Annotated in this window: 15 protein-coding genes; 8 read left to right on the forward strand and 7 right to left on the reverse strand. The window is 67.6% G+C overall.

Translation table 11 applies throughout. The features are described 5' to 3' along the window. The first annotated feature begins 76 nt into the window (after window positions 1–76). Window positions 77–1,264 carry a CaiB/BaiF CoA-transferase family protein gene (locus tag N5C88_RS19220; protein WP_280016010.1) on the forward strand — a complete coding sequence of 396 codons (1,188 nt, stop codon included), beginning with the start codon at window positions 77–79 and terminating at the stop codon, window positions 1,262–1,264. A 2-nt stretch (window positions 1,265–1,266) separates the two neighbouring features. Beyond that, entirely contained in the window at window positions 1,267–2,253 is a 987-nt protein-coding gene (locus tag N5C88_RS19225) for a tripartite tricarboxylate transporter substrate-binding protein (protein WP_251880375.1), read from the forward strand. A gap of 48 nt (window positions 2,254–2,301) precedes the next feature. On the opposite strand, the gene N5C88_RS19230 is transcribed toward N5C88_RS19225, so the two are convergent. The 6 genes from N5C88_RS19230 to N5C88_RS19255 form a co-directional block, all read right to left on the reverse strand. Further along, a complete protein-coding gene (locus tag N5C88_RS19230; protein WP_280016011.1) occupies window positions 2,302–5,397 on the reverse strand; it encodes an efflux RND transporter permease subunit in 3,096 nt (1,031 codons plus the stop codon). Next, entirely contained in the window at window positions 5,394–8,474 is a 3,081-nt protein-coding gene (locus tag N5C88_RS19235; protein ID WP_280016012.1) for a multidrug efflux RND transporter permease subunit, read from the reverse strand. The genes N5C88_RS19230 and N5C88_RS19235 overlap by 4 nt, the downstream gene beginning before the upstream one ends. Further along, the gene (locus N5C88_RS19240) at window positions 8,471–9,640 is read right to left on the reverse strand and encodes an efflux RND transporter periplasmic adaptor subunit (RefSeq protein WP_280016013.1); all 1,170 of its coding nucleotides are present in this window, start codon (window positions 9,638–9,640) and stop codon (window positions 8,471–8,473) included. The genes N5C88_RS19235 and N5C88_RS19240 overlap by 4 nt, the downstream gene beginning before the upstream one ends. A gap of 104 nt (window positions 9,641–9,744) precedes the next feature. Continuing rightward, entirely contained in the window at window positions 9,745–10,422 is a 678-nt protein-coding gene (locus tag N5C88_RS19245; protein ID WP_118931926.1) for an N-acetylmuramoyl-L-alanine amidase, read from the reverse strand. A gap of 222 nt (window positions 10,423–10,644) precedes the next feature. Continuing rightward, complete coding sequence (locus tag N5C88_RS19250; RefSeq protein ID WP_280016014.1) at window positions 10,645–11,418, reverse strand: hypothetical protein; 774 nt, start codon at window positions 11,416–11,418, stop codon at window positions 10,645–10,647. Between the two features lie 13 nt (window positions 11,419–11,431). Then, window positions 11,432–11,995 carry a hypothetical protein gene (locus N5C88_RS19255; RefSeq protein WP_059379661.1) on the reverse strand — a complete coding sequence of 188 codons (564 nt, stop codon included), beginning with the start codon at window positions 11,993–11,995 and terminating at the stop codon, window positions 11,432–11,434. 369 nt (window positions 11,996–12,364) lie between these two features. Between N5C88_RS19255 and N5C88_RS19260 the strand changes: the two genes are divergently transcribed. Further along, a complete protein-coding gene (locus N5C88_RS19260) occupies window positions 12,365–13,213 on the forward strand; it encodes a DUF4189 domain-containing protein (RefSeq protein ID WP_280016015.1) in 849 nt (282 codons plus the stop codon). A 9-nt stretch (window positions 13,214–13,222) separates the two neighbouring features. Here the strand turns inward: N5C88_RS19260 and N5C88_RS19265 are convergent, their stop codons facing one another. Then, window positions 13,223–13,966, reverse strand: coding sequence for a hemerythrin domain-containing protein (locus tag N5C88_RS19265; protein WP_280016016.1), 744 nt, complete (start codon window positions 13,964–13,966; stop codon window positions 13,223–13,225). 230 nt (window positions 13,967–14,196) lie between these two features. On the opposite strand from N5C88_RS19265, the gene N5C88_RS19270 reads away from it, so the two are divergent. The 5 genes from N5C88_RS19270 (at window position 14,197) to N5C88_RS19290 (ending at window position 18,437) form a co-directional block, all read left to right on the forward strand. Then, complete coding sequence (locus N5C88_RS19270; protein WP_118931929.1) at window positions 14,197–14,688, forward strand: pyridoxamine 5'-phosphate oxidase family protein; 492 nt, start codon at window positions 14,197–14,199, stop codon at window positions 14,686–14,688. Continuing rightward, the gene (locus tag N5C88_RS19275) at window positions 14,685–16,049 is read left to right on the forward strand and encodes a GAF domain-containing protein (protein ID WP_280016017.1); all 1,365 of its coding nucleotides are present in this window, start codon (window positions 14,685–14,687) and stop codon (window positions 16,047–16,049) included. Before N5C88_RS19270 ends, N5C88_RS19275 begins: the two co-directional genes overlap by 4 nt. A 98-nt stretch (window positions 16,050–16,147) precedes the next feature. Next, window positions 16,148–16,615, forward strand: a complete 468-nt coding sequence (locus N5C88_RS19280) for a YMGG-like glycine zipper-containing protein (RefSeq protein WP_118932017.1) — start codon at window positions 16,148–16,150, stop codon at window positions 16,613–16,615. Window positions 16,616–16,719: 104 nt separating this feature from the next. Continuing rightward, window positions 16,720–17,388, forward strand: a complete 669-nt coding sequence (locus N5C88_RS19285; protein WP_280016018.1) for a sigma-70 family RNA polymerase sigma factor — start codon at window positions 16,720–16,722, stop codon at window positions 17,386–17,388. After that, window positions 17,385–18,437 carry a FecR domain-containing protein gene (locus tag N5C88_RS19290; RefSeq protein WP_251880358.1) on the forward strand — a complete coding sequence of 351 codons (1,053 nt, stop codon included), beginning with the start codon at window positions 17,385–17,387 and terminating at the stop codon, window positions 18,435–18,437. Before N5C88_RS19285 ends, N5C88_RS19290 begins: the two co-directional genes overlap by 4 nt. Window positions 18,438–18,442: the final 5 nt, after the last annotated feature.

The raw sequence follows: 18,442 nt of genomic DNA on the forward strand, positions 1-18,442 counted from the left end.
GGGGATCCCGACATCAGAAACATGCGGCCGCGCCGGTCCTGCGGCAGCCGCCCACACTTGCAGAAGATCCACGCACATGTCCAGTCCGCGCCTTCCTTACGAGCACATCCGCGTCGTCGAATTCACCCACATGGTCATGGGCCCCACCTGCGGCATGCTGCTGGCCGACCTGGGTGCCGAGGTCATCAAGGTTGAACCGGTGGGCGGCGACAGCACGCGCCGCTTGCTGGGGTCGGGGGCGGGCTTCTTCCCGATGTTCAACCGCAACAAGAAGAGCATCGCCCTGGACCTGAAGCAGCCCGAGGGCATAGAGGCCGCGTTGCGCCTGATCGACTCGGCCGACATCGTGAGCGAGAACTTCAAGGCCGGCGTCATGCAAAAGCTGGGCCTGGACTACGCCACCCTCAAGCGACGCAATCCCCGCCTCATCTATGTCAGCCACAAGGGCTTCCTGCCCGGACCCTACGAACACCGCACCGCGCTGGACGAAGTCGTGCAGATGATGGGCGGCCTGGCCTACATGACCGGGCGTCCTGGCGATCCCCTGCGCGCGGGCGCCAGCGTCAACGACATCATGGGCGGCATGTTCGGCGCCATTGGCGCCATGGCGGCCCTGGCGCAGCGCGAGCAGACGGGAGAGGGCACGGAAGTGCAGGCCTCGCTGTTCGAGAACAACGTCTTCCTGGTCGGCCAGCACATGATGCAGTACGCCGTCACCGGGCGCGCGGCGGCGCCCATGCCCAGCCGCATCTCGGCCTGGGCCATCTACGACGTGTTCACCGTCAAGGGCGGCGAACAGATCTTCCTGGCCGTGGTCAGCGACAAGCAATGGGGCATCTTCTGCCGCGCCTTCGGCCTGGCGGAGCTGCTGGCCGATCCGCGCCTGGCCAGCAACAACGACCGCGTGCAGGCGCGCGACTGGCTGATGCCGCAGCTGCGTTCGCACCTGGCGGACCGCAGCGCGGCCGAGTTGGCGGCGGTATTCGAGCGCGAAGGTTTGCCCTTCGCGCCGATCACGCGGCCTGAGCAACTGTTCGACGATCCGCATTTGGCGGCTACCGGCGGCCTCGCGCCCATCACCCTGGAGGACGGGCGCGAGTCCCTGGCGCCGCTGGCGCCCTTCACGCTGGGCGGCGCCCAGCCCGGAATACGCCTGCAGCCGCCTGCGGTGGGCGAACACACCGACGCGCTGCTGCGCGGCGTCGGCTATCGCGACGACGAAATCGCGGCCTTGAAAGCAAGGCAAATCACACAAGGAGACTAACCATGATCACGCTATCCCGCCGCGCTTTCCTGGGCGCCGCGATGTGCGCCGCGGCCTTGCCGCTGCGCGCCCAGACTGCGGCCGCCTACCCGAACGGGCGGCCGGTGCGCCTCATCGTTCCCTACACGCCGGGCGGAGGCACGGACTCCGTGGCGCGCGCCATCGCGGCCAAGGTCACTGCCATGGCAGGCTGGTCGGTGGTGGTGGAAAACCGCCCCGGCGCGGGCGGCAACATCGGCATGGACTTCGTCGCCAAGGCCAAGCCGGATGGCTACATGCTGGGCCTGGGCCAGACCGCCAACCTGGCCATCAATCCCGCCCTGATGCCGCAGATTCCCTTCGACGCGGAAAAAGACTTCGCGGCGGTCTCCCTGATCGCGTCGCTGCCGGTGGTGCTGGTGGTCAAGGCCAACGCGCGCTGGCAGACCTTGGCCGACCTGATCAAGGATGCGCGGGCCGAGCCTGGCGCCATCAAGCAGGCCCTGGCGGGTTCCGGCACGGTAGGCCATCTGGCGGGCGAACTGCTCGCCTATCAGGGCAAGTTCCAGGTGCTGAACGTGCCATATCGCGGCGCGGCGCCGGCGCTCAACGATTTGCTGGGCGGCAGTACGGACTACATGTTCGCCACGCCGCAGGCCGCCCAGGAAATGCTCAAGGGCAAGGTGTTGCGGTCCTTGGCCGTCAGCTCGCGCGCGCGGCTGGCGATCCTGCCCGATGTGCCCACCGTGGCCGAGTCCGGCTACGAGGGATTCGAGGCGCTGGACTGGAAGGCCCTGGTGGCGCCGGCGGGCACGCCGCCCGAGGTCGTGCGGGCCGTCAATGCGGTGGTGGAAAAGGTGCTGGCGGATCCGGCCACCGTGGCCATGTTCACCGCCGAGGGCAGCACGGCCATGGGCGGATCTCCAGAGGTGGCGCAGCGCTACATCCAGGAAGAACAGAAGAAGTGGGCGCGCCTGATACGCGAAGCCGGCATCCAGACGGCGGCGTGACGCATTCTCGTTCGCTGCGCGCAACCGCGGGCGGACGGGAGCGGCCGATCATGGCGGCGGATAGCTTGCGCGGCCGCGCTTGGCAGCCTTCCACTTCAACCGCAACCGTTCCAGCGCCAGATAAACGATGGGCGTGGTGTACAGCGTCAAAAACTGGCTGATCATCAGCCCGCCGACGATGGCGATGCCCAGCGGTCGGCGCAGCTCGGAGCCTTCGCCCATGCCCAGCACCAAGGGCAGGGCGCCCAGCAGCCCCGCGAGGTTGGTCATGACGATGGGCCGCAGCCGCAGCATGGCGGCGCGGTGGATGGCCTGCTCGGGCGTCAGCCCTTCGCGCCGTTCCAGGCTGAGGGCGAAGTCGATCATCAGGATGGCGTTCTTCATGACGATGCCCACCAGCAGGAACAGCCCCAGCAACGCGATCAGCGTGAATTCGATGCCGGCCAGGCGCAGCGCCAGCAGCGCGCCCACGCCGGCGGACGGCAAGGTCGACAGGATGGTGAGCGGATGCAGCGGGCTTTCGTACAGGATGCCCAGCACCAGGTAGATCGCCACCAGCACCGCCAGGATCAGCCAGGGCTGGTCCTGCAGGCTTTGCTGGAAGTTGCGCGCGTCGCCGCCCAGGCGGGTCTGGATGGATGAGGGCACCATCAGCTCGGCCATGGTTCTGTCGATGGCGGCCAGGGCCTGTTGCAACGACACGCCTTCGGCCAACGAAAAGCCCACCCCCACGGCGGCGAACAGGCCGTCATGGAACACGCGGTCGTTCACCAGCCCGTAGTCATAGGTGGCGAAGGCCGTCAGCGGCACGCGGGTGCCGTCCGCCGCGACCACTTGCACCTGTTCCAGCACCTCCGGGTCCTCGGTGTAGCGCGGGTCCAGTTCCAGCACCACGCGGTACTGGTTCATGGCGTCGTAGAGCGTCGCGACCTGGCGCTGGCTGAAGGAGTTGCTGAGCACGCTGCTGATGGTGCCCATGTCCACGCCCAGGCGTTGCGCGGCGGCGCGGTCTATGTCGATCACGACTTGCTGGGTGGCGCCGTCGCCTTCCGCATCGACGTCGCGCAACTCGGGGATCTCCTGCATGGCCTTGGAGATCTTGCGCGACCATTGCCGCAGCGCCGGCACGTCGCTGGCCATGATGGCCAGTTCATGGTCGCCGGAGTTGCCAAAGCCGCCGGGCATGCGCAGGTCCTGGTCCACGTTCAGGAAGAACATGCCGCCCGGCACGGCCGGGGCGTTGGTGCGCAGCCAGTTGATGACCTCGGTCGACGATTCCTTGCGTTCGGCGGCGGGCTTCAGGCGGATCAGGAACAGGGAGTTGCTGATGCCCAGGCTGCCGCCGTTGTAGCCGATGACGTCCTGCACCGCCGGATGCTTCAGCACCAGTTGGCGGTATTGGTCGATCTTGGGTTGCATGACCTGGAACGAGAAGCCATCGTCGCCGCGCACGAAGCCCACCAGTTGGCCGGTATCCTGCACCGGCAGGAAGCCTTTGGGCGCCTGCACGTACAGGTAGACGTTCAGCCCCACCACGGCGGCCAGCAGCAACAGCGTCAGGCGGGCATGGCCCAGCACCCGCCACAGGGTGCTGCCGTACCAGGCATGGAGGCGCTCGAAGATCGCGCGCATGCGCGATGGACGCGCGTTCGCCGTGGGCGTGGCCGGGCCGGCGGGCTTGAGCCAGCGGGCGCACAGGCTGGGGATGATGGCCACCGAGACCACCAGCGAAATGACGGTGGCGGCGACCAGGGTGATGGAGAACTCGCGAAACAGCCGCTCGACCAGGCCGCCCATGAACAGGATGGACACGAAGACCACGCTCAGCGCCACGGTCATGGCCACCAGCGTGAAGCCCACTTCGCGTACGCCTCGCAGCGCGGCCTTGCGCGGCGAGAGGCCGCGCTCGATATGGCGCGAGATGTTCTCCAGCACCACGATGGCGTCGTCGACCACCAGGCCGGCCGCGACGATCAGCGCCATCAGCGACAGATTGTTCAGCGAAAAGCCCCACAGGTACATGACGGCGAAGGTGGCGATCAGGCACACCGGAATCGCCACGCTGGGGATGGCCGCCGCCCGCGCATTGCCCAGGAACGCCCACACCACCAGGATCACCAGCGCGGTGGCCAGCCCCAGCGTGATGTGCGCTTCGCGCAAGGTGGCGTTGATGCCCGGCGAGCGGTCCAGCGCCACGGTCAGGTCCACGTCGGCCGGCATCAGCGCGCGCAGGCCGGGCAGGGCCTGGTTGATGGCGCCTATGGTTTCGATGATGTTCGAACCCGGCTGGCGGCTGATGGTCAGGACCACCGCCGGGTTGCGGTTGTGGAAGCCGCTGCTGTAGCGGTTTTCCACCGAGTCGCTCACGCGCGCGATCTGCGACAGCCGGATCACCGCGCCGTCCTGGTGGCGCACGATCAGGCTTTCGTAGTCGCGCGCGGCGCGGGGCTGCTCGGGCGTGCCGACTTCCCAGCGCTGGCTGGCGGAATCCAGCTGGCCTTGCGGGCGCATGGGCGCGGCGTCGGCGATGGCCTGGCGCACTTCGTCCAGCGCCACGCCGTAGTGGGCCAAGGCGTTGGAATTGACTTGCACGCGCACCGCGGGCAGGGAGCTGCCGCCCATGGTCACTTCGCCCACGCCGTTGATCTGCGAGATCTTCTGCGCCAGCACGGTCGAACCCAGGTCGTAGAGTTCGCCCGCGGGGCGCGTGGGCGAACTGAGCGCCAGCGCCATGATGGGGGCCTGGGACGGGTTGACCTTGCGATAGCTGGGATTGCCCGGCATGCCGGCGGGCAGCTCGGCGCGGGCCGCGTTGATGGCTGCCTGCACGTCGCGCGCGGCCTCGTTGATGTCGCGGTCCAGGTCGAACTGCAGTTGCACACGGGTCGCGCCCTGGTTGCTGGACGAAGTCATGGCGCTGACGCCGGCGATGCTGCCCAACGCACGCTCCAGCGGCGCGGCCACCGTGCTGGCCATGCTTTCGGGACTGGCGCCCGGCAGCTCGGCGCGCACCTCGATGGTGGGAAAGTCGACCTGGGGCAGCGGCGCCACGGGCAGCAGCCGCCATGCGACCGCGCCCAGCAAAGTCAGCGCGATCGCCAGGAAGATGCAGGCGGTCGGGCGGTGCAGCAAGGCGCGGATCATGGCGCCCGGCCTTCCATCCCGGGTTTGGCGGCCGCGGCGCCGCGGCGCTGGCCCAGGCGGTGGAAGAACAGGTACACGGCAGGCGTGGTGAACAGGGTCAGCACCTGGCTGACCAGCAGCCCGCCCACCATGACCCAGCCCAGCGGCTGGCGCAGTTCCGCGCCCGAGCCCGTGGCCAGCATCAGCGGCAGCGCGCCGAACAGCGCGGCCAGCGTGGTCATCAGAATCGGACGCAGGCGCAGCAGCGCGGCTTCGCGGATGGCGGCCTGCGGCGTCAGGCCGCGAGAGCGTTCGGCCTCCAGCGCAAAGTCCACCATCATGATGCCGTTCTTCTTCACCAGCCCGATCAACAGGATGATGCCGATGACGGCGATCAGGTCCAGCGGACGCCCGGTGAGCAGCAGCGCCAAAAAGGCGCCCACCGCGGCCGAGGGCAGGGTGGACAGGATGGTCACCGGATGGATTGCGCTTTCATACAGCATGCCCAGCACCAGGTACATGGTGACCACGGCGGCCAGCATCAGCCACAGCGTGTTCGACAGCGAGGCCTGGAAGGCCGCCGCCGCGCCCTGCAAGCGCAGCTCCACGCTGACCGGCATGCCGATCTCCTGCCGCGGCGACTCGATGGCCGCGATGGCCGCGCCCAGCGAGCCGCCCGCGGGCAGGTTGAAGGACAGGTTCACCGCGGGGAATTGCGACAGGTGGTTCACGGCCAGCGGCGCCGCGCGCTCGCTGACGGTGGCCAGCGCCGACAGCGGAATCGCCTGCCCGTCTTCGGATTGCAGATGGATGCGTTCCAGCGCGTCCGGGTTGAGCGCCAGCTTGCGGTCCACTTCCAGCACCACCCGGTACTGGTTGGACTGCGTGAACAGCGTGGCCACCTGGCGCTGGCCGAAGGCGTTGTAGAGGGTCTGCGCCACGTCGTCCATCGTCACCCCCAGGCGGGCCGCGGCGTCGCGCGAGACCTGCAGGTAAGCCTGGCGGCCGTCGCCTTGCAGGTCGGTGGAAACGTCGACCAACTCGGGCGCCTGCGCCAGGCGTTCAGCCAGCGCGCGGGTCCAGCGCGCCAGCAGCGCGCTGTCCGGCGAGGTCAGCGTGAACTGGTACTGGCCGCGGCTCACGCGGTCCTCGATATTGAGTTCCTGCACCGGCTGCAGGTAGAGCGAAATGCCCTGGACCTCGCGGGCGCGGCCATCCAGCCGCGCCATGATGTCCGCCAGCGGCGCGCTGCGCTCTGACCAGGGCTTCAGGTTGATCAGCAGCCGGCCGGTGTTCAAGGTGGCGTTCATGCCGTCGATGCCGATGAAGGACGACAGGCTGGCGACGTCCGGGTCTGCCAGCAAGGCCTCGGCCACCGCTTGCTGGCGCCGCGACATGGCATCGAACGAGGTGCTCTGGGACGATTGCGTCACCCCTTGCAGCGTGCCGCCGTCCTGGGTCGGGAAGAAGCCCTTGGGCACGGCCAGGTACAGCAGTCCGGTCAGCGCCACCGTCGCCAGCATTACCGTCAGCGTCAGCCGTTGATGGCGCAAGGTCAGGTCCAGCCAGCCGGCGTAGCGCGCCTGGATGCGGTCCAGCAGCCCGGGGCGCGTCGCTTCGTGCGCAGGCAGAAGGCGCGCGCACATCATGGGCGTCAGGGTCAACGACACCGCCAGCGATATCAGGATGGCGACGGCCAGCGTCACCGCGAACTCGCGGAACAGCCGGCCCACCACGTCCTCCATGAACAGCAGCGGAATCAATACCGCGATCAGCGACAGCGTCAGGGACACCAGCGTGAAGCCGATCTGCCCGGCGCCCTTGAGCGCGGCCGACATGGGGCTGTGGCCCCGCTCGCGGTAGCGGGCGATGTTCTCCAGCATCACGATGGCATCGTCCACCACGAAGCCCGCGCCGATGGTCAGCGCCATCAGCGTCAGGTTGTTGGTGGAGAAGCCCGCCAGGTGCATGAAGCCGAAGGTGCCGATCAGGGACAACGGCACGGCCAGGCTGGGGATCAGCGTGGCGGGCAGGTTGCGCAGGAACAGGAACGTCACCAGCACCACCAGGCCCACGGCGAAGGCCAGCTCCCATTGCACGCCGCGCACCGATGCGCGGATGCTCTCGGTGCGGTCGGTCAGCACGCGGACCTGCGCGGCGGCGGGCAAGCTGGACGTCAGTTGCGGCAGCAGCGCCTTGACCTGGTCGGCCACGGCGATGACGTTGGCGCCCGGCTGGCGCTGGATGTTGACCAGCACGGCGGGCTGCTGATCGACCCAGGCGGCCAGATAGCGGTCTTCGGCGCCGTCCTCTACCGTGGCGACCTGACCCAGCCGCACTGGCGCGCCGTTGCGCCAGGCGACGATCAGTTCGCGGTACTCCTCGGCGCTTTGCAACTGGTCGTTGGCGTCCATGATGACCGAACGCACCGGCCCGTCGAAGCTGCCCTTGGGCTGGTTCGAATTGGCCTTGCCGATGGCCTCCTGCACGTCGGCCAGCTGCAGGCCGCGCGCGGCCAGCGCCATGGGATTGACCTGCACCCGCACCGCCGGCCGCTGGCCGCCCGCCAGGCTGACCATGCCCACGCCGGACAACTGCGACAGGCGTTGCGTCATGCGGGTGTCGACCAGGTCGTAGACCTGCGGCAGCGGCAGGGAATCGGACGTGACCGCCAGTGTCAGGATAGGCACGTCGGCGGGATTGACCTTGCGGTACACGGGCGGCGTCGGCAGGTCGTTGGGCAGCAGCGCGCCGCTGGCGCTGATGGCCGCCTGGACTTCCTGCTCGGCCACCCCCAGCGATACGTCCAGCGAGAATTGCAGCGTGATCACCGAGATGCCGCTGCCGCTGGTGGACGACATCTGTTTCAGGCCCGGGATCTGCCCGAAGCGCCGCTCCAGCGGCGCGGTGACGGTGCGGGCCGTCACGTTCGGACTTGCGCCGGGATACTGCGTGGTCACCTGGATGATGGGGTAGTCCACCTGCGGCAGCGCCGCCACGGGCAGCATGCGCCACGCCAGGATGCCCGACAGCAGCAGGGCGATCATCAGGAAGGACGTGGCGACGGGGCGCAGGATGAAGGGGCGCGACAGGCTCATGATCTCGGCGGTTCGACAATCTGTACGTCACGGCCGTCGTGCAGGCGGTCCACGCCTTCGACCACGACGCGTTCGCCTGCGGCCAGGCCGGCCTGCACCACGATGCGGCCGGCGTTGGCGGGGCCCAGCTCCAGCACGCGGCGGGTGGCGCGCGTGTCCTCGCCGATCACGAACACGAAGGCGCCTTCGGCGCCGTACTGCACCGCGGCCGTGGGTATGGAAATGACGTTGTCCTGCTGCACCACCGCCAGCCGGATGTTGACGAACTGATTCGGGAACAGCGATTCGTCGGCATTGGCAAAGCGCGCACGCAGCCGGACGGTGCCGCTGGCGGCCTGGATGCGGTTGTCCAGCGCCTCCAAAGTGCCTTCGGCCAGCAGGCGGCGGTCGTCCGCGTCCCAGGCCTGGACCCGCAGCGCGGCGTCGCGCGCATGGGCCTGGCGCAAGATGTCCAGGCGCGTTTCGGAAATGCTGAAGAGCGCCGAGATCGGCCGGGTCTGCACCAGGGTGGTCAGGCCGTCGGCGTCGGCGGCGCGCACGTGGTTGCCGGCGTCGATGCGGCGCAGCCCGATACGGCCGTCATGGGGCGCGACGATGCGCGTGTGGTCCAGCAGGCGCCGGGCATCGGCCACCTGGGCCTGGTTGCGCAGCCGCTGGGCCGCATAGGCGCGCACCTGGGCTTCGGCGGTATCCAGCTGCTGGCCCGACACCGCTTCCTGGCGCGCCAGCTTGCGGTAGCGCTGCAGATCGGCCTCGGCGTTCTCCAGCAGCGCCTGGGTGCGCGCCAGTTCGCCTTCGGCCGCGGCCAGCGCCGCAAGGTAGGGGCGCGCATCGATCTCGGCCAGCAGCTGGCCGCGCGCGACGGCCTGGCCTTCGGTGAAATGCAGCTTCAGCAGTTCCCCATCGACCTGGCTGCGCAGGGTGACCTGCGCCAGCGGCGTAATGGTGCCGAGCGCATGCAGGTCGCGCTGCAGCGGACCGGCGCTGGCGGCTGCAACCGCGACGGCTACCGGAATCTGCCCATATTCGGGCGGGCGCGCGGCGGGGGACCCCTTGGATCCGGCATACCAGAACGCCAAAGCGATCAAGGCCGCCAAGGCCAGCGCGGCGGTCAGGATCAGGCGTTTGCGTGGGAAATCAGGGCCCGTGGAAGGGGGCAGGGACATCGGGACTGCCAGGCTAGGGGGTTGCGGACAGTCCGGATTCTATATGAATAATAACTATTCGCGTCTTTGCGTCAGTGAAATGTCAGCTTCGCGCGGATTCGCGATCACGGTCCGCAGCAGTTCCCCGCGTAATCGGCCCGCGGCGCGCCGGCATAGGCGGCAAACACCAGCGGATTCCGTTGTGCCACCGCAGTATGGGACAGCACCAGATTCTCCAGCTTGGACCAGGGAAAATTGGTTCCGGGGTCCGACCGGCGATTCGGGTCCAGCTTGGCATGCGAAATGACATGCTTCAGGTTCGGATACTTGCTCCAGGCATAGGTAATGATCTGTGCCGTCGCTTCAACTTGCCAATCCGAATAGGGGTCCTTGTAATTCTGGACATCCTGGGTGTTGACGATCTCGATTCCCAGGCTGCGGTTATTGACGTTCGGACCCTGGCCCAGATGCGGCGCGTAGTTGACGTCCCCGACATGGAATGCCGCCTTGGCTTCAGCGACCACGGACCAGACGAAGTGGCCGTGCTGGGGCTCGTCTTCATCCGGGACGATCCAGTGGGCGCTTGCCTTTCTATCCTTCCATGTGTCAATCGCGTGCTGGGTGGCATAACCCGCCGTGGCGTGAATCACGATCGTATCGATCACCGCGAAGACGTCGGCGCCGCGCGACCGTGCGCGATTCGCGGTCAGCCAACCGAAGTCGGGGTGTACCTCCTCGTTCAGCGGGCTGAACGAAGGGCGCTTGTCCGCTGGAAGGATGAAATGAAAACTCTTGGGGTCCATGGCGACATCTCCTGATTCCTCGTGCTCATAAGTACTTGGGGGAGGGCGCCTGCGGCAACATGATCGACAACACGGTGGCCCGGGAACCGCTGCCAGCGACTTTTGCAGTTCTGGCGTGGCGGGGCAATACTCCAAATCGAGTATCCGCGATCGTCGGATTTGGACTAGGGCATGGCAGCAAGAGACGCGCCTGACGCCTCATTGGACGGCCTGCGCCCGGGTTCAAGGACGGCTGGAGGGCGTCCGCGCAGCCGGTTCGCAGGAATCGCGATAGGCAACCGCATACATCGCCGCCACCACAAACACGAGCGGGACGCAGAGCAGGGCGCTCATCGCAGCCCGCGCCAACCCAACATCCGGGTAGCCGTACGCGAGCATGCCCAGGATGTAGCCAGCGTGGCCGGCCGCCGCGATCAACATGAGCAACGCCAGCATCAGCGGCCAGGGCTTGTACGGCATGGCGGTGCGCGCGGCTTGGAAACCGTACTTGCCGGTTACCGCAACGCGCGGCAGGCTCAGGCCGTACATCGCCAGCGCGTACAGCGTTGGCACCCAGATCAGCGCCAGCGCGGCGCACAAGGCGCTCCAGAACACAGCGTCATTCGATCCGGCCAGCACCATGTAGATCACATAGGGCAGGTCTCCGGTGGCGCGAGCCATCGCAGTGGCTGTGATGACGAGCGCGCCAAGCAACGCCAGGTGGCGGACCTGCGCCGCGTTGCCGCGGTGGGCGCCGACGCCCGTCAGGTCGCCCGGCTTGACGACGCGATGCCAGGCGCCGGTCATGCGCGCCAACGCGATCAGGTTGATCAGCGCCAGCGCCATGAACAGCCCATTCCCGTACGGAAACAGGTTGCTGATCAGCAAGGCGAAAGGCAGCGACAGGATGAACAGCGCCAGGGACCAGGGCGCCGCGGCCAGCATGGCGCGGCCCCGCTGGCGTATGGCGTCAGCCGTCGCGGCGACGAAATGGCGGGCTCCGAGTTTGTTCGACAAGAGGGGGCGCGCCTTAATTGCTGCGGTAGTTGTTGGCTTCGCGTTCGCCGGCCCACTTGCGCAGCGCGGCGATGAATTCAGGGCATACGTTGCCGTCCACCTGGCTGTCGATGATGACGCTGTTCTGCATGCGCATCACCACGGTGCATTCGTAAACCCTGGTGCGGTTGTTGTAATAGCCATGGTTGGTGTTCTGGAACACGGGGGTCGCGGCGCTGGTGGAGGTAGCCGGAATCATGCCCACGACCTGCTGCGAGGTGCCGGTCGAGACCCATTCGGTATAGGGGGCGGTCTGGTAGTCGGACCAGATGAGCTCCATCGTGTTGCCCACGCCGCGCTTCTTCGACGGTTCGCCCAGCGCCGTGATGGCGTCGGAGACCGGACGGCCCTTCATGTTCTTGGCCACGTTCACGCTGGGCGAGAGCGATAGCCCGGACGAGAAGATATTGGTCAGCGACGGCAGCGTGGAACTGCCGCCCGTGGGCATCGGCGCGCAGCCGGCCAAGGCGGCCAGGGCCAAGGCCGCCGGCAGGGCGCGGCCCAGCAACCAGGTCGAACGGAGTCGCGATTTATTCATGCTGGGCCCTAGCTCCCTCAAAGATCCGGCGTGCCGCAACATAATTCAGCAACCGCAAGATTTTGTCTTGTTTTGGTTTCGTTTCGTGACGAGTCGTATCGCGACGCCGAAGCGTCCGCAGGGCGGCGGATACCCGCAAGCGGCCGCCCGGCGCTGCGCCATGAGGGCAGAATGTTAACGAAAAAATAGTGGCGCATCAGCTTTCAGCCGCCGCAAAATTGGTTACGTAATGCCTGGAAACGTGGAAAAGCAGGGCATGGAAGACAAACTGTAACGTGTTACGATCCGCGCGTTCTGCGCCCCGGGGCGCCCTGGCGATGACAGATCGCAGGGGTGCGCGGCGCCACAACCACTGGATATTGCACACCCATGATGCTCGCGCGATTGCTCGTTCAGTTCCGTTCCACCGTGGCCGCATTGGCCGGCGCAGGCGCGCTGGCGCTGGGCCTGGTCGCTGCGCCCGCGGCGCATGCCGACACGCTGTACGGCGCCGTGGCCACCGACGAAGCGCACGCCAAGCTGTATTGGGTCATGCCCGAAACTTCCACCAAGGAAGCGCAGGACGCCGCGCTGGCCAAGTGCAACAAGGCCGGCGGCAAGGGCTGCAAGAGCGTGACCTCATTCTCCGACAGCTGCGTGGCGTTCTCGCGCAATTCGCGCGACGACCTGTTCTGGGGTGCCAGCGTGTCTTCCGAGGTCGCCGCGAAGAAGGCCATCCGCACCTGCACCAACGACAGCGCCGACGGCAAGTGCAAGCTTGCCGTCATGCCCCTGTGCGTTGGCCCCGGCTACAGCGAAGCCGACCTGAAGGCGCCCGACAGCGCCACGCCGGCCCAGCTCGAAGCCCTGTCGGCCAAGCTGGATTCGCGCGGCTACTGGGGCTCCGTGGCCGAGAAGGACTCGGGCCAGCTGACCTATGCCGACGGCTACCCGAGCGAGAAGGAAGCGGTCGACGCCTTGCTCAAGTGGGAAGACTGCGTGGGCTGCCGCACGGTGCTCACCTATACCGACACCTGCGTCGGCATGGCCTGGGGCAAGGGCAGCAAGGGCCGCGGCACCAGCTTTACCGCGAAGAATCCCGATCCGGTGGCCGCGCGCAACGAGGCGCGCGCCACCTGCGACGCCAAGAGCGGCGGCCTGACCTGCGTGGCCTTCGTGCGCTGCTCGGGGCGCGCCTATATCAGCGGTTACAAGGGCGAGGACGAAAAGGCGAATTGATCGCGGCTCTCAGGCCACGATCCGCACAGCGGTCTCGGATGGTGTCAGCGCACGGGTCAGCTTGACCCAATCCGCGCGAGTCAGATGCGGCCGTACCGCGTCGAGCACGGCGGCGTAGACAGGCGCGGGCGCGGCAGCCCGTACGCCTGCCAGCAGTTCGGCGCGCTCGGCGGGTGTCATGGCCGGAACCATCCAGCGCATGATGCAAAGGTTCTCGGCCGGCGGCAGCGATGCCACGATGGCGCCTTCCAGCGCGCGCAGCTCATCGTCGCTGTAGCAAGACCACAATACCTGGTTGTGCTGCGTTTCCTCCACGTGCATATGGGCGAAGTTCTCGCCGACGAACAGCGCCAGTTGCCGGTACAGCAGCAGCGCGGCTTCTGCTTGCGTTGCGCCACAGCCGGCTGCAAGCAGGGCGGAGGCCGCGGCGCGCAAGCGGGCAATCGCCGCAAGGTGTTCGACATGCTCCGCGGCGATGCGCCCGCTGGATCCGGGGCGGCGCGCTTCCATCGCCGCATGCAAAAAATCGTTTTCATGTCCCAGGTGGCTGGCGCAGATGTCGGCCAGCGCCTGCACGCGTTCGCATGCCGCGCGCGTTTCGGCGGGGTCGGCCGTGTCGACGCGGCCCACGGCCAGCAGCGTGTCAAGCATCATGGCGCGCAAGGCCTTGTGGATGCCGACATAGATGTCCATGCGCGGGGGCATGCCGGCGCTGGACGTAGGGAAATACTGGGCTTCGGTATTGCAGTTCATGGTGCTGGCCTTGAAAAGAGGACGGGCGAGGCGGTTGCCGGTTGCCCGGAAATGGCCGGATTCGGTCCGGAAACCGGGCAAGGAAAGTGTAGGAACGCCGCGCTGCGCGCGTTGCTAAGAGTTTGTTAAGCAAGCGCTAAAAAAACGCTAATTGCCATGCCATCCGGGCAGGGGCCTTGGGCTATGATTTCTGGCACCGTCGAGCTTCAACAGCCCAGGGGTTTCCCGCCGTGCCCATACTGCCCGCCGAATGGATCCTGTGCCTGCCCATGCTGCCTTCGCTGCGGCTGGGCAGTTGCGATCGAGACGGCAATCCCCATGTCTGCAGAGCCCTGGCCGCCGATACGCTGCCGGACGGCCGCATGCTGGTGCTGGTGGCGGAAAATGCCGCTCCCCGGGTCGTGGCCGCCATCCGCGAAACCGCGCAGGTCGCCATGCTGGCCACCTCGCCCCGCACGAACCGCACGCTGCATCTCAAAGGCCGCGACGCCCGCGTCGAAGCCGCCTTGCCCGCGCATGCCGAATTGCTGGCATTGCGGCGCAACACGCTGACCCGGGAGCTCGCCGAAGTCGACGGTTTCGCGGGGGCGCCCTTCCTGGACCACTGGTACGGCGTAGCCGTGCACGAATTGGTGGCGTTGCGCTTTACCGTGGCGGGAGCCTGGAACCAGACGCCGGGTCCGCATGCCGGGCAGGCAGTGGAACTGGAGCCTGGCCCATGAGCGCATTGACCCTGCTGGCGGTCCGACGTGTCCTGGATGGCGGCATTCCGCCCACCTTGTGCAGCGTCTCGGCCGATGGCATCCCCCATGTCAATCTGCTGTCGCACGTGGAGTACGTGGATGGCTGCCACGTGGCCTTGACCTTCCAGTTCTTCAACCGCAGCCGCGAGAACATTCTCGCCACCGGGCGTGCCAGCCTGATGGTGGAGGACCCTTGCACCGGGGCCAGCCTGGCTTTGCAATTGCGTTATCTGCGCACCGAAACCGAAGGCCCGGTGTTCGAGCGCCTGCGCGCCAAGCTGGCCGGCATTGCCGCGCATACCGGCATGGAACACGTGTTCCGGCTGCGCGGCGCCGACATCTACGAGGTGCTGGACATCCAGCCCATGCACGCCGGCGCGTCGCTGCCGACGCTGCAGCCGCGCTGCGATCTGGCCGCCGGCGCGCGGGCCGTGTCGGCACGGCTTGCCGAGTGCGACGAGCTTAGCCTGTTGCCCCAGGTCGCCATGGATGGTTTGCGCCGCGATCTGGCGGTGAGCCATGCCATCCTCTGGTTGCTGGATGAGCGGCGCCAGACCCTGTATGCCTTGGCCAGCATGGGTTATGCGCAGCAGGGCGTGGGCGCCGAAGTGCCGCTGGTCGAAGCCGGCCTGGCGGGCGTAGCCGCGCGCGAAGGCGTGGCGCTGCGCATCGGCCATATGGCGCGCATGTACCGGTACGGCCGCACCCTGCACGAGATGGCCAGCGGCTTGGGCCCGATCGAAGGCCTGCCCATTGCGCTGCCCGGCCTGGCCACCCCTTGCAGCCAGTTGGCCGTCCCGCTGCGCGCGCGGGGGCGCACCGTGGGCGCGCTGCTGGTCGAAAGCGAGAGCGACCAGTTCTTCGGGTATGACGACGAGGATGCCTTGGCGGTATTGTGCGCGCAGCTGGCGCAAGCCCTGGTAACGCTGCAAGGCGCCGAGCTGGATGCAGGCGCTCCGCTGCCGCAGGAGACGCCGATCGGGCTGGCGGCGCACCTGGGCGCGCCTCTCAGCCTGCGCTACTTTCCGCGCGACGGCACGGTCTTCATCGACGGGCAATACCTGATCAAGGGCGTGGCGGGAGCGATTCTGTGGAAGCTGGCCTGCGATGCGCAGCGCCACGGCCGCTGGGGCTTTTCCACGCGCGAACTGCGGCTGGCCGGAAGCGCCCTGGGACTGCCCGATGTGCAGGACAACCTGGGCGTGCGCCTGTTGCTATTGCAGCGCCGCCTGGCGGATTGGGGCGGACCCTTGCAGATCCGCAAGCTGCGCCGCGGCTGCTATGAATTGGTGCCGGGCAGGGCGCTGTCGCTGGAATCCGCGGGCGGGGTTCCGGCCTGATTTCCGCAGGAAGTAACGGTGCCTGGCAGGCGATCGCGGCCAGCCATGCGGCGCTAAACTGAAACGTCCAGGGTCCCTCACCATCAATGGAGTTTTTCATGAAAAAGTCCATACGCCCCTGTACCGCGACGCTGCTTTCCCTGTTCTGCCTGTGCGCCGGCGCACAGACGGTAACGCCGCTCAAAGGGCAGTCGCCCCAAACCACCCAGCAGGACATCAGCGCATGCCAGGCTTTGTCAGGCAGCGGCGCCAGCGCCAGCACGAACGATCCTAAATCCGGCGGACGGGTCCGTGGCGCCGCCGCGGGCGCGGCAGCAGGTGCGGCAGTAGCCGGCGTGCGCGGCAATCAGCACGAGGAGGTCTACGACCGGATGAGCGACGACGCCAAGCAGCAGTACCGGCAGAACCAGGCGAAAGACGCGGCGGCGGCAGGGATGGTTGTGGGCGGTTCGCGGCAACGCCAGGACCGCCGCCAGGATCGCGCCGAAGCGTCGCAGCAGAATGCGGCAGCGGCCTCCGCGTACAGCAATTGCATGCAGCAGCGCGGGTATCAAGTGGCGCCGTGAGTCGCGAGGCTGGTAGGGATGGGTGAAAGGCACGGGGCCGGGCTGCATTGCGATTGAGAATAAATCTCAGTACAATCCGGCCACTTTCAAATGACCCGCGCCGCATGAGCCGCAACCCTTTGCTGGCGTCCGACACGACACCCGCATCCGCCGACGACAAGAACGGAGATTCCAGCGCGATCGCCAAAGCCTACGCGCGCTGGCGCTTGCCGCTCATGCGCGGCCTGGCGCGGTTCAAGGGCAGCATAGGCAGCGCCGAAGACGCGTTGCACGATGGCGTCGTCAAATGGGTGGCGGCGAATCCCGCGCTGGACTCTTCCGATGAACAGGGCGCCTACCTGCGCAGGACGGTGTTGAACGGCGTGGCGGACGAATTCCGCGAACGCAAGGCAGGCCGGCGCTTGCAGACGGTGTCGCTCGATGAAGCGGAAGAGGGCGTGCAGGCCATGGCGGCGGGCGATGCGGCGTGTCCCATGCGCGCGGCCGCGCATCAGCAACGGCTTGCGCGCCTGGGCGAAGCCTTGCAGGAACTCCCCGAACGCCAGCGTGAAGCCTTTGTGCTGAGCCGTTTCGATGGATTGACTCAGGACGAAGTCGCTGCCCGCATGCAGATATCGCGGCGCATGGTCGTCAAGCATCTGGCGCGGGCCATCGCGTACTGCGAGGTCCGCGTGCACTATGCTACGGTTGCGCAGATGCAGCAATTGCATCGGCCTGCTGGCGGCGATGCCGGCCTGGACAATAACAACAACAGCGACGCTGCCTCGTCATGACCGACCCGTCTTCCTCTGCCTCGCCGGACACGCTTGCCCTGCACGAAGCGGCGGCCGAGTGGCTGGTGCGCCGCCAGGACGCCAGCTGGTCGGACGCCGATGAAGAGGAGCTGCATGCCTGGCTGGCCGCGCGGCCCGCGCATCGGCAGGCCTATTCGCGGGTATCGCGAACCTGGGAAGACCTGTCGCAGGCGCCGCGGCCCGCCTTGGCCTCCGACGCGCAGGCCGCCAGCCGTTCATCCCCGCGCTTGCCGCGCCGCGCTTCGCGGAAGGCCTCCGTCCGGCCGGGCTTCTGGGGCGCGCTGTTGGGGCAACCGGGTTTCTCCAAGACCTTCGCCGCCGCCTGTGCGGCGCTGGTGGTGGGCGGCGGCTACGGTTGGTATCGCTGGGACAACACGCCCGGCTACGTACTGAGCGTGAGCACCGCCGCGGGAGAGGTGCGCCAGCTGGACCTGCCCGACGGCTCGCATGTCGCGTTGAATTTCGGCAGCACGCTGGAGGTCCGCTACTACCCGCGGCGCCGCGAGCTGGTGTTGAACCAGGGCGAAGGGTTTTTTGACGTGGCGCCGGACGCCGGCCGGCCATTTACCGTCGATGCCCGCCGCAGCAGGATCACCGTGGTGGGCACGGCCTTCAATGTGCGCAACACGCCAGAGGAAGTCATCGTCAAGGTGTCGCACGGCCGCGTGCGCGTGCAGCCCGACCGCGACCAGGCCAGGCCGGAGCTGTCGCTGGGCGCGGAACAAGGCGTGACCGTGGATGCGCGCAACGCCACCCATCAGGCGGTGACGGCGGTGCCGGACGGGGTGGGCGGATGGCGCACTGGCCGTCTGGCGTACCGGCGCACGCCGCTGGGCGAAGTGGCCCAGGAAGTCGCGCAGTACTTGGGCAAGCCGGTGGCGCTGGACAACCCGGGCCTGAAGTCCCTGCCGGTCTCGGGCTTTGCCGCGACCAATGCGCCGGCCGCATTCCTGGAAGCCCTGCCGGATCTGCTGCCGGTGCAGGTCAAGCGCGCGCCCGATGGCGGCTACCTGATCCTGGATCGCTGAGCGTC

Origin of the sequence: Achromobacter sp. GD03932 (assembly GCF_029839485.1) — a bacterium.
Classification (GTDB): domain Bacteria; phylum Pseudomonadota; class Gammaproteobacteria; order Burkholderiales; family Burkholderiaceae_B; genus Achromobacter; species Achromobacter bronchisepticus_A.

Bases quoted from the DNA above. Each gene is read 5' to 3' on its own strand.
- N5C88_RS19220 (WP_280016010.1), top strand. From the start codon at position 77: ATGTCCAGTCCGCGCCTTCCTTACGAGCACATCCGCGTCGTCGAATTC.
- N5C88_RS19225 (WP_251880375.1), top strand. From the start codon at position 1,267: ATGATCACGCTATCCCGCCGCGCTTTCCTGGGCGCCGCGATGTGCGCC.
- N5C88_RS19230 (WP_280016011.1), bottom strand. From the start codon at position 5,397: ATGATCCGCGCCTTGCTGCACCGCCCGACCGCCTGCATCTTCCTGGCG.
- N5C88_RS19235 (WP_280016012.1), bottom strand. From the start codon at position 8,474: ATGAGCCTGTCGCGCCCCTTCATCCTGCGCCCCGTCGCCACGTCCTTC.
- N5C88_RS19240 (WP_280016013.1), bottom strand. From the start codon at position 9,640: ATGTCCCTGCCCCCTTCCACGGGCCCTGATTTCCCACGCAAACGCCTG.
- N5C88_RS19245 (WP_118931926.1), bottom strand. From the start codon at position 10,422: ATGGACCCCAAGAGTTTTCATTTCATCCTTCCAGCGGACAAGCGCCCT.
- N5C88_RS19255 (WP_059379661.1), bottom strand. From the start codon at position 11,995: ATGAATAAATCGCGACTCCGTTCGACCTGGTTGCTGGGCCGCGCCCTG.
- N5C88_RS19260 (WP_280016015.1), top strand. From the start codon at position 12,365: ATGATGCTCGCGCGATTGCTCGTTCAGTTCCGTTCCACCGTGGCCGCA.
- N5C88_RS19265 (WP_280016016.1), bottom strand. From the start codon at position 13,966: ATGAACTGCAATACCGAAGCCCAGTATTTCCCTACGTCCAGCGCCGGC.
- N5C88_RS19275 (WP_280016017.1), top strand. From the start codon at position 14,685: ATGAGCGCATTGACCCTGCTGGCGGTCCGACGTGTCCTGGATGGCGGC.
- N5C88_RS19280 (WP_118932017.1), top strand. From the start codon at position 16,148: ATGAAAAAGTCCATACGCCCCTGTACCGCGACGCTGCTTTCCCTGTTC.
- N5C88_RS19285 (WP_280016018.1), top strand. From the start codon at position 16,720: ATGAGCCGCAACCCTTTGCTGGCGTCCGACACGACACCCGCATCCGCC.
- N5C88_RS19290 (WP_251880358.1), top strand. From the start codon at position 17,385: ATGACCGACCCGTCTTCCTCTGCCTCGCCGGACACGCTTGCCCTGCAC.